Origin of the sequence: Agromyces sp. NDB4Y10, assembly GCF_001620055.1 — a bacterium.
Classification (GTDB): Bacteria; Actinomycetota; Actinomycetes; order Actinomycetales; family Microbacteriaceae; genus Agromyces; species Agromyces indicus.
Genome location: NZ_LQGY01000065.1, coordinates 85,059 through 99,707, shown reverse-complemented (window position 1 = coordinate 99,707; position 14,649 = coordinate 85,059). Strand labels below are relative to the sequence as shown.

Below are 14,649 nucleotides of genomic sequence, written 5' to 3'. Positions count from 1 at the left end.
CCCCGGGCTACCGGCTCGCGCGGGGGACCGTGCCCTCGCGGAGCTCGCGCGCGAGGTGCGCCACGACCGCCGTCAGCTCGCCGCCGTGCTCCTGTGCCACCCGGAGCTGGCGCTGGTAGCTCGCGCCGTCGTCGAGCGTGCGACGGATCCGCTGCAGCTCCTCGGCGCAGCCGAGCCGGTCGGCGTACGGCGCGAGCGTCACGAGCAGGTCGCGGAGGTCGTCGGCGACGTGCCGCTCGGTGCCCGCGACATCCGTGATGACCTCGGCGTCCATGCCGTACCGCGCGGCGCGCCACTTGTTCTCGCGGACGTACCAGGGCTGCAGCACCGTGAGCGTCTCGCCGGCGTCGAGGCGGTCCGACATCCACTCGACGAGGCACTGGATCAGCGCGGCGATCGCCCCGATCTCCTCGGCCGACGAGACGCCGTCGCAGACGCGCACCTCGACCGTGCCCCACCGCGGCGACGGGCGGATGTCCCACCGCACCTCGGTGTGGTCCTCGATGACTCCCGTGCGCACGAGGTCGTCGACGTAGCGCTCGTACGACGCCCAGTCGGGCAGCGGGTAGGGCAGGCCCGCCGTGGGCAGCTGCTGGAACATCAGCGCGCGGTTCGACGCGTACCCGGTCTCGACGCCCGCCCAGAACGGGCTCGACGCCGACAGCGCCTGCAGGTGCGGCACGTACGCGAGCATGCCGTCGAGGATGGGCAGCGCCTTGTCGCGCTCCTCGATGCCGACGTGGACGTGGATGCCCCAGATCATCATGTTGCGGCCCCACCAGCGGGTGCGCTCGATGAGCTTGTGGTAGCGCGGCTTGTCGGTGAGGCGCTGGTCGTACCACTGGCTGAACGGGTGCGAGCCGCTGCAGATGAGCTCGTACTCGCCGATCCGGTCGAGCACCGACCTGACCTCCGCGACCTGCGCGGTGAGGTCGTCGACCGCCCCGGCGACGCGGTCGTGCACGCCGCTGACGAGCTCGACCGTGTTGGTCAGCAGCTCCGAGGTGATGAACGGATGCGGCGAGCCGTCGGATCCGGCGAGGTCGGCCAGCACGCGGTCGCCGACCGAGGCCAGCTCGCCGCTGCCGCGCTCGACGATGGCGAGCTCCCATTCGATGCCCACGGAGGAGCGCTCGGAACGCGCGAACTCGATCCGCATGGGAGCCCCCTGTCGTTCCCGGCCGCGGGTGCGGCGTTGGCTCATCTTGCCACGCACCGCGGCGATTATCGTCGCGGGGCGAAATCTGCAAGAATGGTCAGTCGAGTTCTGTGCCGCCCGACCCTCTATCCGGCGGCGCAGGGCACCTTTGAGCTTCCGCCGGGTGTGCACCCCACGCTCACGGCTGTCAGTTCGCCTACCTCACAACATCTCAGGAGAATCGTGGCTGTCAAGATCCGCCTCAAGCGGCTCGGCAAGATCCGTGCCCCGTACTACCGCATCGTCGTCGCCGACTCGCGCACCAAGCGCGACGGTCGCGTGATCGAGGAGATCGGCAAGTACCACCCCACCGAGGAGCCCTCGTTCATCGAGGTCGACTCCGACCGCGCCCAGTACTGGCTCGGCGTCGGCGCGCAGCCGACCGAGCAGGTCATGGCCATCCTCAAGCTCACCGGCGACTGGGGCAAGTTCAAGGGCGACAAGGACGCCAAGAGCACCGTCCGCACCGCCGAGCCCAAGGCCGAGTACCAGGTCGACGACAGCAAGAAGTCGGTCGTCAAGCCCAAGGCCGAGAAGCCGGCGAAGGCCGAAGAGCCCGCCGAGGCCGCTGACGAGACCGCGTCGGACGAGGCGTAGGCCTTGCTCGCTTCCGCGCTCGAACACCTCGTCAAGGGGATCGTCGATCACCCCGGCGACGTGAAGGTCACCTCCGCGTCGAGCGCACGCGGCGAGGTCCTCGAGGTGCACGTGCACCCCGAGGACCTCGGCCGCGTCATCGGTCGCGCCGGCCGCACCGCCAAGGCGCTGCGCACCGTCGTGACCGCACTCGCCGACGGCCGCCGGGTCCGTGTCGACGTCGTCGACACCGACGACTGACGTGACCGCGGCACCCCGCCCCCAGCAGCTGCGCGTCGGTCGTCTCACCAAGGCGCACGGCCTCAAGGGCGCCATCAAGCTCGAGCTCTACACCGACGACCCCGCGCGTCGGTTCGTCCCCGGCGCCGAGTTCTCCCTCCAGGTCCCCGAGTCGTCGCCCTGGCACGGCCGGCACCTGACGCTCCGGGAGCTCCGCTGGTACAACGGCCACCCCGTCGGCTTCTTCGAGGGCGTCGACGACCGCACCGCCGCCGAGGGGCTCATCAAGGCGATCCTCTGGGTCGACCAGCCCGCCGACGAGGAGTCCGAGCCGGACGCGTGGTACGACCACCAGCTCGTCGGACTCGCCGTCGTGCGCGACGGCGAGCGGATCGGCGAGGTCGCGCACGTCGACCACCTGCCCGCACAGGACCTCCTGGTCGTCAGGTCCGGCGGCCGCGAGGTCATGGTGCCGTTCGTCTCCGCGATCGTGCCCGAGGTCGACCTCGAGGCCGGTACCGTCACCGTCACGCCCCCCGCCGGACTCTTCGAGGAACTGCCGGAGACGCCGGACGCGGCATCCGCTGACGGCGAGCGCGACGCCGACGCCGAGTAGGAGCCGACGGTGCGCATCGACATCGTCACGATCTTCCCGTCGTTCTTCGACGTGCTCGACCTGTCGCTGCTCGGCAAGGCCCGCCAGACGGGACTCATCGACGTGCGCACGCACGACCTGCGCGAGTTCACCCACGACCGTCACCGCACGGTCGACGACACCCCGTACGGCGGGGGAGCGGGCATGGTGATGAAGCCCGAGCCGTGGGGCGAGGCACTCGACTCGATCGTCGGCGACGCGGCATCCGACGCCCTGCTCGTCGTGCCGACGCCCGCGGGCGAGCCGTTCACGCAGCGGGTCGCGCGCGAGCTCGCCGCCGAGGAGCACCTCGTGTTCGCCTGCGGGCGCTACGAGGGGATCGACCAGCGGGTCGTCGACCACTACGCCGGTCGCATGCGCGTGCGGCTCATCAGCCTCGGCGACTACGTGCTGAACGGCGGCGAGGTCGCCGTGATGGCGATGATCGAGGCGGCCGGTCGGCTCGTGCCCGGCGTCGTCGGCAACCCGGAGAGCCTCGTCGAGGAATCGCACGAGGACGGCCTGCTCGAGTACCCGAGCTACACCAAGCCTGCCGTCTGGCGAGGCCTCGAGGTGCCGCCCGTCCTCCTGTCGGGCCACCACGGCCGCGTCGCCGAGTGGCGACGCGAGCAGCAGGTCGAACGCACTCGGCGGGTGCGCCCGGAGCTGCTGCCCGATGCCCCGGAGGGCACCGAGCCGACAGCCTGACCCGCCTTCGCGAAGTCCGCCGTGAGGCACTCTTCACGCGCCGGAAACACGTGGGTCCGTTCCGCGAAACACGCCCTGCATACCGTCGGAACCGGCGGCGACGAGCGGATTCCGCCGGGAAGCGGGGTCGCCTGATGGGTCGAACGGATGGCTCGGTCGCACCGGTCGGGGCCGGCTCCCCGCCGCCGCTGCGGCTCGTCGCGGTGACCCATGGCGCACCGTCCGCGGCCAACCGCCGGGCCGTCATCCGGCTGGTCGACGGCGTCGCGACGACGCGGCCCGACCTCGACGTCGCCATCACGTTCGTCGACGCCCGGAACGCCGACCTCGGCGCCGCGCTCGAAGCGGCCGCCGTGCGGAACGCGGTCATCGTGCCGCTCGTCCTCTCCGCCGGGTTCCACGTGCGCACCGGCCTCTCGCTCGCGCTCGACCGGCTGGGCGGCGACGTGGGCCTCGCCGCGGAACTGGGACCGGACGAGCGGATCGTCGACGTGCTCGCGGAGCGCCTGGACGAGCTGGGCCTGCGCGAAGGCGATGCGGTCCTGCTCGCGGCCGCGGGGTCGAACGATCCGCGCGCCGTGCGCGAGTGCTTCGAGACCTCGCGCCGCCTCGGCCAGCGACTCGGGCGCCCGGTGACGGCGGGCTTCATCGCGGCGGCGATCCCGCGCCTGCCGGACGCGATCGAGATGCTCCGGGAGGTGCACCCCGGGGCGCGCATCGTCGTCTGCCCCTACCTGCTCGCGCCGGGCACGTTCTACGACCAGGCGAAGGTCGCGGGCGCGGACGTCGTGGCCGATCCGCTCCTCCTGCCCGAGCGGCCAGCGCCCGAGGCGCTCGTCGACCTCGTCCTCGACCGGTACGCGCGAGTGGGGATCGGGATCGAGCGCCGCGAGCGCGCCTGACGCTCAGGCGGTGAGGGCGCCGTCGGCCTCGGCCGCCCGCGCGAGGATCTCGGCGATGCGGCCGCGGCATCCGCCGCAGCCCGTGCCGGCGCGCGTGTCACGGCCCACGCACTCGACCGTCGCGTTGCCGCACGCGTGCGACGCCTCGATCGCGGCCACGGTGACCCCGTTGCACCAGCACACGGTGGCGTCGGGCGCGAAGGCGTCGGCGTCGGCGGCAGGGTCGTCGTCGGGACCGTCGAAGCGGAGCAGGAGCGAGCGGTCGGCGGGCAGTTCGCCGCCGCGGTCGTAGAGCAGGGTCAGTTCGGCCGCGGTCCGCGGCATGCCGACGCAGGCGAAGCCCGTGAGCACGCCGCCCTCGGTGACCATCTTCACGTACCGGAGGTGCTCGGGATCGGCCCACTGGGCCACCCGTCGGCGCGGGCTGAGCGCGTCGTCGTCCCACGGGTCCGCGGAGACGTCGCCGACCGCGACGACGTCGACGTGCTCGGCCTTCAGCATGACGATCGCGTCGCGCTCGGCGGGCAGCGCCGGCCGGGAGCCGGGGACCGGGTCGCCGTCGGCCCGCGCCGCGGCCTCGTCGGCCAGGGCGGCGGCGAGCCATGAGGCCTGGCGCCAGCCCGGGGCGACGAGTCCCGACGGCGCCCCGGGCAGGTCGCGCCGCCCCGCGGTCTCGGGGGTGCGCTCGACGACCTGGGCGCAGTCGCCGATGGCGTACACGTCGGGGTCGGTCCAGCTGCGCAGGTCGGGACCCACCACCACGCCCGTGGCGGTGCGCAGTCCCGCCAGGGTCGCGAGCTCGTTGCGCGGGCTGACGCCGCACGAGAGCACGAGGAGGTCGCCGCGGAGCTGCTTGCCGTCGGCGGTGACCAGCAGGTCGAAGCGGCGCGTGCCGTCGGGTTCGGTGCGATAGCCGACCGCCTCCGCGCGACTGTGCGCCACGACGGTGACGCCCGCGCGGCGCAGTGCCGAGCGGAGCACGTGCCCGCCGCCGCGGTCGAGGTTGCGGGCCATCGGGATCGGGCCGTGGTGCACGACGCAGACCTGGGCGCCCGCGTGTGCGGCGGCGAGCGCCAACTCGAGCCCGAGGACGCCGGCGCCGAGCACGACGATGCGGCGGCGTCCGCGGACCGCCGCGAGCACCCGCCGTGCGTCGTCGAGGTCGCGCAGCGCGGTGATGCCCCCCGGCAGCGCGTCGTCGCGCGCGACGAGGGTCGCCGTGTGCTTCCGGAGCGAGTCCGGGTCGCGTCGCGGCCGGTCGAGCGCATCGAGCGTGGGCGTGTTGGCGCGGGCCCCCGTCGCGAGGACGACGCGGTCGTAGGGGAGCTCGTCGCCGTTGGAGCACCGGACGACCTGGGCGTCGCGGTCGATCGCGGTGGCGGCGACGCCGAGGAGCACGCGCGCGCCGGCCGACTCGGCGGCCGACCGGTCCCCGACCAGCATCGCGTCGAGGTCGGTGTTGCCGACGGCGTACTCGGCGACGAGCACCCGGTTGTACGCCTCGACGGGTTCGCCGCCGACGACGGTGAGGGTGATGCGGCCGGCGGCCACGTCGGGCAGCAGCTCCTCGACGAAGCGGGCGCCCACGAGCCCGTAGCCGATGAGGACGATCCTGAGCGGTGCGGTCATGCGAGGGCTCCGGCTTCCACGAGGCGCGTGACGCGCACGAGGTTGGTCTTGAACTCGGGCATGGACGAGACGGGGTCGACGGCGTCGGACGTGAGGAGGTTCGCCGCCTGGTCGTCGCCGTAGTGGAACGGGAGGAACACGGCATCCGGTCGGATGTCGGCGGTGAGGCGCGCCCGTCCGTGCACCGAGCCGAGGTTGTTGGCGATCTCGACGGGATCGCCGTCCGCGATGCCGAGGCGTTCGGCGGTCGCCGGGTGCAGGGACGCCCGGAGCTCGGGCTGCGCGTCGAGCAGTTCGGGGACCCGGCGGGTCTGGGCGCCGCTCTGGTAGTGCTCGAGCAGCCGGCCGGTCACGAGCGTAACCTCGCCGGGCCCCGGCGCCGGGTGCGCCGCCGCCTGGGGGGACACGGCGACGAGGCGCGCCCGGCCGTCGTCGTGCGCGAACCGGTCCGCGAAGAGCCGCGGCGTGCCGGTGCCGCCGCGCGGGTACGGCCAGTACGCCTCGGCGCCGGAGTCGAGGAGCGCGTAGTCGATGCCCGAATAGTCGGCGATGCCGCCCTCCGACGCGAGGCGCAGCTCCTCGAAGACGGCCTCGGGGTCGGTGTCGAACCGGGCCGCGGAGCCGAGCCGGCGGGCGAGCTCGTGCAGGACCCGGAGTTCGTCGCGGGCGCCGGGCGGCGGCTCGAGCGCGCGGCGTCGACGGATGACGCGTCCCTCGAGGTTCGTCATGGTGCCCTCCTCCTCGGCCCACTGCAGCACCGGCAGCACGACGTCGGCGAGCGCCGCCGTCTCCGAGAGGACGAAGTCGCAGACGACCAGCAGGTCGAGCGCGTCCACGGCGCGGCGCACCGCGCCCGCGTTGGGGGAGGACACGACGAGGTTCGACCCGTGGACGAGGAGGGCGCGGACGCCGCCGGGCCGACCGAGCGAGGCGAGGAGTTCGATCGCCGGCACGCCCGGTCCCGGGAGGTCGTCGGCGTCGACGCCCCACACCGCGGCGACGTGGGCACGTGCCGCGGGGTCGGTGATCTTCCGGTATCCGGGGAGCTGGTCGCACTTCTGCCCGTGCTCGCGACCGCCCTGCCCGTTGCCCTGGCCGGTGAGCGTGCCGTAGCCGCTGCCGGGACGCCCGGGCAGCCCGAGCAGGAGCGCGAGGTTGATGGCGGCGGTGGCGGTGTCGGTGCCGTCGACGTGCTGCTCGACGCCGCGACCCGTGAGCACGAAGGTCCTCCCGCCGCTGGCGAGGCGACGTGCGAGGCGCCGCAGCGTCGTCGCGGGCACGCCGGTCACGGACTGCACGCGCTCGGGCCACCACGGGGCGACGCTCCGCCGCACCGCGTCGTAGCCGGTGGTGCGTTCGGCGACGTAGGCCGTGTCGACGAGCCGTTCGGCGATGACGACGTGCGCGAGTCCGAGGAGCAGGGGGAGGTCGGTGCCCGGCGCCGGTTGCACGTGCAGGCCGCGCCCGTCGTCGGTGAGCTTCGCGGTCGCCGTCCGCCGCGGGTCGACGACGATGAGCCCACCCGCGGCCTGCGCGCCCGCGAGGTGCCCGATGAACGGCGGCATGGTCTCGGCGACGTTCGTGCCGAGCAGCAGGATGGTCTCGGCGTCGTCGAGGTCGGCCAACGGGAACGGCAGGCCGCGGTCGACGCCGAAGGCACGGTTGCCGGCCGCGGCCGCCGACGACATGCAGTAGCGGCCGTTGTAGTCGATGCGGCTGGTGCCGAGCGCCAGGCGCGCGAACTTGCCGAGCAGGTACGCCTTCTCGTTGGTGAGTCCGCCGCCGCCGAAGACGCCCACCGCGTCGGCACCGTGGCGTTCACGGATGTCGCGGAGCCGGCCGGCCACCAGGTCGAGCGCCTCGTCCCAGCTCGCCTCGTGCAGGGCGCCGTCGGCGCCCCGCACGAGCGGGGCGCCGAGGCGGGACGGGGCGCGGAGCAGTTCCGCCGAGGTCCAGCCCTTCTTGCACAGCCCGCCGCGATTCGTCGGGAAGTCGCGGCCGGCGACCGTCACGGGCGGAGCGTCGGTCGGCGCGGCGGCGCCGGAGGCATCCGTCGGGGTGAGGGTCATCGCGCACTGCAGCGCGCAGTACGGGCAGTGCGTGGGGGCGGGCCGGTCGGTCATGCGCGCTCGAATCAGATCTTCTGCTCGCGGAGGTGGCGGGGCCGCACGTACACGGCCCACGTGACGGCGAGGAGGACGAGGTACCCGGCGACGAAGCCGGTGAACGCCGCCGCATAGCCGCCGGTCGCCTGGAACGAGAGGTTCAGCGCCTGCGGGATGAGGAATCCGCCGTACGCGCCGATCGCCGAGATGAGCCCGAGTGCCGCGGCCGCCTTGCGTTGGGTCGACACGTCGCCGGCGCCGTGGGCGGACCGCATCGCGAACACGATCGGCACCATGCGGTAGGTCGAGCCGTTGCCCACGCCCGCCGTCGCGAAGAGCAGCAGGAACAGCCCGAGGAACACCCAGAAGCTGCCGAGGGGGAGTGTCGCGAGCACCGCGAGCGTGATGACCGCCATGGCCGCGAACGCGATCATCGTGATGCGAGCGCCGCCGAATCGGTCCGAGAGTCGCCCGCCGTAGGGCCGGGCGAGGGAGCCGACGAGGGCGCCGAGGAACGCGAGGGAGACCGTCGCCCCGAGCACGCCGATGGTGGAGAACTCGGGGAACTGGTCGGCGATGAGCTTCGGGAAGACACTCGCGAAGCCGATGAACGAGCCGAACGTGCCGATGTAGAGCAGGGCCAGCAGCCACAGGTGCGGCTCCTTCAGGGCGGCGGCCGAGCCCGAGAGGTCGGCCTTGGCGTTGGCGAGGTTGTCCATGTACCGCCATGCCCCGAACATCGCCAGGAGGATGAACGGCACCCAGATCCAGCCGGCCACCGGCAGGTTCAGCGTCGCGCCCGCGCCGATCGTGATGACGACCGGAACCGTGAACTGGGCGACGGCCGCGCCGAGGTTGCCGCCGGCCGCGTTCAGGCCGAGCGCCCAGCCCTTCTCGCGCTGGGGGTAGAAGAACGTGATGTTCGACATCGAGCTGGCGAAGTTGCCCCCGCCGAACCCGGCGAGCGCCGCCGCGAGGAGGAGCACCCAGAACGGGGTGTCGGGGTTCGAGACGGTCACCGCGAGCATCACGGCCGGCACGAGGAGCAGCCCGGCCGAGACGATGGTCCAGTTCCGCCCGCCGAAGATCGGGACCAGGAACGAGTACGGGATGCGCAGCGTGGCTCCGACGAGGCTCGGGATCGAGATGAGCCAGAAGATCTCGCTCGTGGTGAGCTGGAAGCCGGCCGCGGGAAGGGCCACCGCGACGATGCTCCAGAGCTGCCAGACGACGAACCCGAGGAACTCGGCGAAGATCGACCAGTTGAGGTTGCGCCGGGCGACGCGACGGCCCTCGCGCTCCCATTGCGCGGTGTCCTCGGGGTCCCACCCGTCGATCCAGCGGCCGGGGCGGCGGGTCAGCGCGCCCGGCGCGGGGGCGGGCGGGGCGGTGGTCGGCGCGGCGGATGCGGCGCTCGGGGGAGCGGTCTGCAGGATCTCGGTCATCGGTGCCTCCGGGGATGTCGGTCACGGGGTCGAGCTGGTGCAGGCGACGCTATCCGCGGCGTGTTTCCCGGGTTCGCGCGGGTCGTGAACAGTGCGTCTCCACCTGCTCACCCGGATCGGATGCCGCTGTGAGGTCGTGGTCACGCATCGATCCGGTATCCCCGCTTGACCACGGTGGCGATCAGTCCGGGGACGCCGAGCGACTGCCGGAGGCGGCTCAGCGCGACCTCGAGCGCGTGCTCGTCGCCCGCGCCCGGCATCCCCGCGGCGAGGCGGTCGCGAGCGACCACCGAGCCGCGCGCCACGACGAGCGGGCGCAGGATCGAGAGCGCGACGGGGGCGAGCGGGATGCGGCGTCCGGCCACCTCGGCGACCGATCCGCGCAACGCGAGCGGCCCGTGCCGCGTCTCGACGCGGATGACGCGCGCCGACTCGAGGTGCTCGCACACCTGCCGGATCATGGCGCCCATCCGGTACCGCTCCGGTTGCAGCGGGACGATGCCGGCCGCGAGCAGCGGCGCCGCGGTGACCGGGCCGACGGCGGCCGCGACGACGGGCCCGCACATCGCATCGACGAGGTCGTCGTACCGGCCGCGCGCCTCGGCCGCCATGAACAGCGCGTGGACGGCGGGCGCGCTCGTGAACGTGATGGCGTCGAGGCCGCCCGTGCAGGCGGCCTCGATGAGCCGGTCGACGCGCTCGTCGGCCACGTCCGGGTCGAGCCAGCGGTACGGCTCGACCGTGAGGACGCGGGCGTGCGCCCGACGGAGCCGGTCGAGCGCCGACGGCGGGAGGTAGCCGTGGAGCTGCACCGCGATCGTGAGCCCGGCCGGGTGCTTGGCGAGCACTTCGTCGATGAGCGACTCGGTGGTCTCCTCGGCGCTCATGCCGACGTCGTCGAGGCCCGCGGCGCGGATGCCGCCGCGCGCCTTCGGGCCGCGCACGAGGATCGCGGTGTCGCGCAACGCGTCGACCAGGTCGTCGCCGAGCCCCGCGGCATCCGCCACCTCGAACCAGCGGCGGACCCCGTAGGCGGTGGTCGCGAGCAGCACGTCGGGCCGGGCGTCGATGATGGCGCGCGTGTCGGCGATGACGGGTTCGTCGGAGCTCGCGTTCGCCATCCGGATCGTGGGGGCATGGACGACCTGGGCGCCGCGGCGTACGAACGCGTCGATGAGGTCGCCCGACCGGCGGTCGCTCGTCACGCCGATGCGGAAGCCCTCGAGCTGGTCGGGCCGGAAGCCGATGGCGCACTCCGCCTGGTCGGTCATGCGGCGGCTCCCGCGAACCCTGCCGCTCGCTCCATGAGCTGGACGGCGTCGGCGTGGCCGTCGTGGGCGAGCCGGACGACCTCGCCGACGACGATGACCGCCGGCGATTCCACCCCGGCGAGGCCGGCCGCCGTGACGATGCCGCCCAGGTCGGCGACCGTCGTGCGCTGGTCGCATCGGAAGCCGCGCTCGACGATCGCGACCGGTGTGGAGGCGCGCATGCCGTGCCGGGCCAGTCCGGCCGCGAGCATGGGGAGGGTGTTCACGCCCATGAGCACGACCACGGTGCCGCCGAGCCCCGCGAGGTGGCGGAGCTCGTCGTCGGTGAGCGGTGCGTGCCCCGAGACGACCGTGAAGAGGCGGCTTACGCCGCGATGCGTCAGGGGGATGCCGGCCGCGCCGGGGACCGCGACCGCGCTCGTGACGCCGGGGACGACCTCGACCGGCACGCCGGCGCGATGGCAGGCGAGCACCTCCTCGCCGCCGCGCCCGAACACGTAGGGGTCGCCGCCCTTGAGTCGCACCACGTGGCGTCCGGCGAGGGCGTGGGCGACGAGCAGCGCCTCGATCTCGCCCTGCGGCATCGCGTGGTGCCCGGGCTGCTTGCCGACGTCGACGAGCTCGGCGTCGGGCGCGAGCTCGGCGAGGCGCCCGTGCGGCGCGAGCCGGTCGTAGAGCACGACGTCCGCCGCCCCGAGGGCGCGGACCGCGGCGACGGTGAGCAGCTCCTCCCGACCGGGGCCGCCCCCGACGAGCGTCACCCGGCCGGTCACGCGCCCGCTCCGCGCGTGGGGATCGTCGGGCCGGAGACGAGGACCGCCTCGCCCCGCGCCAGCTCCTCGGGGGTGGCCGGGCGGTACTGGCCGCGTTCCTCGACGCGTGCGAGGGGTTGCGCGGCCGCCTCGGGCGCGTTCACGAACGAGCGGAAGCGGCGCAGCCGGTCGGGGTCGGCGAGCGTGGCCGCCCACTCGTCCTCGTACGTGTCGACGTGCCGGGCCATCGCGGCCTCGAGGTCGGCCGCGAGGCCGAGCGAGTCGTGCACGACGACGTCGCGCACGTGGTCGAGTCCGCCGTCGAGGTCCTCGATCCAGCGTGCGGTGCGCTGCAGCCGGTCGGCGGTGCGGACGTAGTACATGATGTACCGGTCGAGGTAGCGCAGCAGGGTCTCGTCGTCGAGGTCGCTCGCGAGCAGCTGGGCGTGCGCCGGCTGGAACCCGCCGTTGCCCCCGACGTAGAGGTTCCATCCCTGCTCGGTCGCGATCACGCCGACGTCCTTGCCGCGCGCCTCGGCGCACTCGCGCGCGCAGCCGGAGACGCCGAACTTCAGCTTGTGCGGGGAGCGGAGCCCGCGATAGCGCAGCTCGAGCCGGATCGCCATCGCGACGGAGTCCTGCACGCCGTAGCGGCACCACGTCGAGCCGACGCAGCTCTTCACGTTCCGCAGCGCCTTGCCGTAGGCCTGGCCCGACTCGAAGCCGGCATCGACGAGCCGCTTCCAGATCTCCGGCAACTGGTCGAGCCGCGCGCCGAAGAGGTCGATGCGCTGGCCGCCGGTGATCTTCGTGTAGAGCCCGAAGTCCGTCGCGACCTGCGCGATGACCGCGAGCTTCTGCGGGGTGATCTCGCCGGCCGGGATGCGCGGCACGACCGAGTACGTGCCGTCCTTCTGCATGTTCGCCATGGCGCGGTCGTTGGTGTCCTGCAGTCCGCCGCGGCCGCCGTCGAGGATGTACGAGCCGTGCTGGGCGGCGAGGATCGACGCGACGACGGGCTTGCAGACGTCGCATCCGCGGCCAGTGCCGAGCCGGGCGACGATGTCCTCGAACGAGGCGAGCTCGAGCACGCGGACGGACTCGAAGAGCTCCTGCCGCGAGATCGCGAAGTGCTCGCAGAGGGCCCGCGAGATCGCGCGGCCGGACTTGGCCAGCTCGGCCTCGAGCAGCTTCTTCACGAGGGGCACGCAGGAGCCGCACTGGGTGCCCGCGCGCGAGCACCCCTTCAGCGCCCCGAGTTCGGCGCATCCCTCCGCGTGCGCGCCGTGGGCGCCGTTGACGGCGTCCCGGATGGTGCCGGCGGCGACGTTGTTGCACGCGCACACGAGGGCGGATGCCGGGAGCTCGTCGCCCGCGGGCGCCTCCATGCCCGACGCCGAGAGGTACGCGGCGGGCTCGCCCGACAGCTCCGTGCCGAGCAGCGGTCGCAGCGACGCGTACGGCGACGCGTCACCCACGAACACGCCGCCGAGCAGCGTCCTGGCGTCATCCGTCACGACCAGCTTCTGGTAGAGCCCGCGCGCCGGGTCGGCGTAGACGATCTCGAGCGCGTGCTCGGTGCGCGCGAGGGCGTCGCCGAAGCTCGCGACGTCGACGCCGGCGAGCTTCAGCTTGGTCGCGTCGTCGACGGTCGTGAACTCGGCGGCGCCGCCGAGCAGCCGGTCGGCGACGACCTCGGCCATCGCGTTGGCCGGCGCGACGAGGCCCGTGCAGCGGCCCTCGAAGCTCGCGACCTCGCCGATCGCCCAGACGTCCGGCACGGATGCCGCGCACGCCGTGTCGATCGCGACCCCGCCCCGCGGGCCGAGCTCGAGCCCCATCGCCCGAGCCAGCTCGTCGCGCGGGGCGATCCCGATCGCGAACACGACGAGGTCGGCGTCGACGCGGCGGTCGTCGGTGAGCTCCACCCCCACGACGCCGCCGCTGCTCGTGAGCACCTTCGCGGGGCGGACCCCGAGGTGCAGGTCGATCCCCTGGCCGGCGATGATGCGGCCGAGCGCGCGTCCGGCGCCCTCGTCGAGCTGGGCGGACATGAGCCACCGACCGGAGTGCACGATCGCGGCATCCGCCCCCAGCTTCGCGAGGCCGCCGGCGGCCTCGAGCCCGAGCAGGCCGCCGCCGGCGACGACCACGCGCGGCGCCCGGCCGAGGCGCTCGGCGAGCGAACGGGTCTCGGCGACGAGCGCGTCGACGTCGTCGATCGTGCGGTAGACGCGGGCGTGCTCGCTCCCGGGGAGGTCGGGGACGGGCGCGCTCGACCCGGTCGCGAGCACCAGGTCGTCCCACCGCAGCTCGAGTCCGCTCGAGGTGACGGCCACGCGGTTCGCGCGGCTCACCTCGACGACGCGCTCGCCGGTGATCAGGCGGACGTGCCCGTCGTCCCACGGCGTGTCCGGAAGCGTGAGATCCGTGCTCGCGTCGGCCAGGCGGGTGCTGAGCGCCACGCGGTCGTAGGGCGCCCACGGCTCCTCGCCGACCACCGTGACCCGCAGGCGACGGTCGGTGTCGCGGGCGTGGAGGCTGTCGGCGAGGCGATGCGCGGCCGGGCCGCCGCCGACGATGACGACGTGGCGCGCGCCCGCCGCGGCGTTCGCGGTCTCGTTCATGCTGGCCTCCCGGTCTCAGGTTGTCGGCGAGCGTACGGCCGGGCCGTTTCCGTCCTGTTTCGCGGTCGTAACGCAACCGCTCGGGGACCTCGCACCGCGGATCGGGCGACGTGAGGCCGGTTTCACCCGTCGGAAACACGGCGGGCGCGCCGCGGGAAACACGCCGTGCCTAGCGTGAGGGGCACCGAGACCGAGGGAGCCGGAGATGACGTCGACCATCGAGCTGACGACCGCATGGGTCCGCGCCTGCGCGGTGACCGACCTGGAGCCCGGCTGGGGCGAGGTCGCGCTGATCGGCGCGCGCCAGGTCGCCCTCATCCGGGTCGCCGAGCAGGAGGTGTACGCGGTGGACCACCACGACCCGCACACGAGCGCGCCCGTCATGGCGCGCGGCATCGTCGGATCGCGCGGCGACCGGCCCACCATCGCGTCGCCGCTGCACAAGCAGGTCTACGACCTCGGCACGGGCGAGTGCTTCACCGATCCCGCGCTGTCGCTGCGCACGTACCGCACGCGCGTCGTCGGCGGCATGCTGGAGGTCGAGCTCGACGGATGACGCGGG

Annotated in this window: 13 protein-coding genes; 6 read left to right on the top strand and 7 right to left on the bottom strand. The window is 73.7% G+C overall.

The features are described from left to right. Nucleotides 1-7 precede the first annotated feature (7 nt). A complete protein-coding gene (locus AVP42_RS15265) occupies nucleotides 8-1,159 on the bottom strand; it encodes a glutamate--cysteine ligase (RefSeq protein WP_067950545.1) in 1,152 nt (383 codons plus the stop codon). 222 nt (nucleotides 1,160-1,381) lie between these two features. On the opposite strand from AVP42_RS15265, the gene rpsP reads away from it, so the two are divergent. From rpsP to AVP42_RS15240, 5 genes are all read left to right on the top strand, one after another. After that, nucleotides 1,382-1,795 (top strand): 30S ribosomal protein S16, encoded by a 414-nt coding sequence (gene rpsP / locus AVP42_RS15260; protein WP_067950543.1) that lies wholly within the window; start codon nucleotides 1,382-1,384, stop codon nucleotides 1,793-1,795. Nucleotides 1,796-1,798: 3 nt separating this feature from the next. After that, nucleotides 1,799-2,035: an RNA-binding protein gene (locus AVP42_RS15255; protein ID WP_067950541.1), complete on the top strand. Its 237-nt coding sequence runs from the start codon at nucleotides 1,799-1,801 to the stop codon at nucleotides 2,033-2,035. A 1-nt stretch (nucleotide 2,036) separates the two neighbouring features. Next, nucleotides 2,037-2,630 carry a ribosome maturation factor RimM gene (rimM, locus tag AVP42_RS15250; protein ID WP_067950539.1) on the top strand — a complete coding sequence of 198 codons (594 nt, stop codon included), beginning with the start codon at nucleotides 2,037-2,039 and terminating at the stop codon, nucleotides 2,628-2,630. 9 nt (nucleotides 2,631-2,639) lie between these two features. Beyond that, nucleotides 2,640-3,356 (top strand): tRNA (guanosine(37)-N1)-methyltransferase TrmD, encoded by a 717-nt coding sequence (trmD, locus tag AVP42_RS15245; protein WP_067950537.1) that lies wholly within the window; start codon nucleotides 2,640-2,642, stop codon nucleotides 3,354-3,356. A 134-nt stretch (nucleotides 3,357-3,490) separates the two neighbouring features. Beyond that, nucleotides 3,491-4,258 (top strand): sirohydrochlorin chelatase, encoded by a 768-nt coding sequence (locus AVP42_RS15240; RefSeq protein ID WP_067950535.1) that lies wholly within the window; start codon nucleotides 3,491-3,493, stop codon nucleotides 4,256-4,258. A gap of 3 nt (nucleotides 4,259-4,261) precedes the next feature. Here the strand turns inward: AVP42_RS15240 and AVP42_RS15235 are convergent, their stop codons facing one another. The 6 genes from AVP42_RS15235 to nirB all read right to left on the bottom strand — a co-directional run bounded on the left by AVP42_RS15235 (nucleotide 4,262) and on the right by nirB (nucleotide 14,087). After that, nucleotides 4,262-5,887 carry an NAD(P)/FAD-dependent oxidoreductase gene (locus AVP42_RS15235; RefSeq protein WP_067950533.1) on the bottom strand — a complete coding sequence of 542 codons (1,626 nt, stop codon included), beginning with the start codon at nucleotides 5,885-5,887 and terminating at the stop codon, nucleotides 4,262-4,264. Then, nucleotides 5,884-8,010: a molybdopterin oxidoreductase family protein gene (locus tag AVP42_RS15230; protein WP_067950531.1), complete on the bottom strand. Its 2,127-nt coding sequence runs from the start codon at nucleotides 8,008-8,010 to the stop codon at nucleotides 5,884-5,886. Before AVP42_RS15230 ends, AVP42_RS15235 begins: the two co-directional genes overlap by 4 nt. A gap of 11 nt (nucleotides 8,011-8,021) precedes the next feature. Next, nucleotides 8,022-9,437 carry an MFS transporter gene (locus AVP42_RS15225; protein WP_067950529.1) on the bottom strand — a complete coding sequence of 472 codons (1,416 nt, stop codon included), beginning with the start codon at nucleotides 9,435-9,437 and terminating at the stop codon, nucleotides 8,022-8,024. A gap of 140 nt (nucleotides 9,438-9,577) precedes the next feature. Further along, nucleotides 9,578-10,708, bottom strand: coding sequence for a uroporphyrinogen-III synthase (locus tag AVP42_RS15220; RefSeq protein ID WP_067950527.1), 1,131 nt, complete (start codon nucleotides 10,706-10,708; stop codon nucleotides 9,578-9,580). Continuing rightward, nucleotides 10,705-11,481 (bottom strand): uroporphyrinogen-III C-methyltransferase, encoded by a 777-nt coding sequence (cobA, locus tag AVP42_RS15215; RefSeq protein WP_082847332.1) that lies wholly within the window; start codon nucleotides 11,479-11,481, stop codon nucleotides 10,705-10,707. Before cobA ends, AVP42_RS15220 begins: the two co-directional genes overlap by 4 nt. Next, a complete protein-coding gene (nirB, locus tag AVP42_RS15210; protein WP_067950525.1) occupies nucleotides 11,478-14,087 on the bottom strand; it encodes a nitrite reductase large subunit NirB in 2,610 nt (869 codons plus the stop codon). The genes cobA and nirB overlap by 4 nt, the downstream gene beginning before the upstream one ends. Before the next feature lie 205 nt (nucleotides 14,088-14,292). Here nirB and nirD point away from each other — a divergent pair, with 205 nt between their 5' ends. Then, nucleotides 14,293-14,643 (top strand): nitrite reductase small subunit NirD, encoded by a 351-nt coding sequence (gene nirD, locus AVP42_RS15205; RefSeq protein ID WP_067950523.1) that lies wholly within the window; start codon nucleotides 14,293-14,295, stop codon nucleotides 14,641-14,643. Nucleotides 14,644-14,649: the final 6 nt, after the last annotated feature.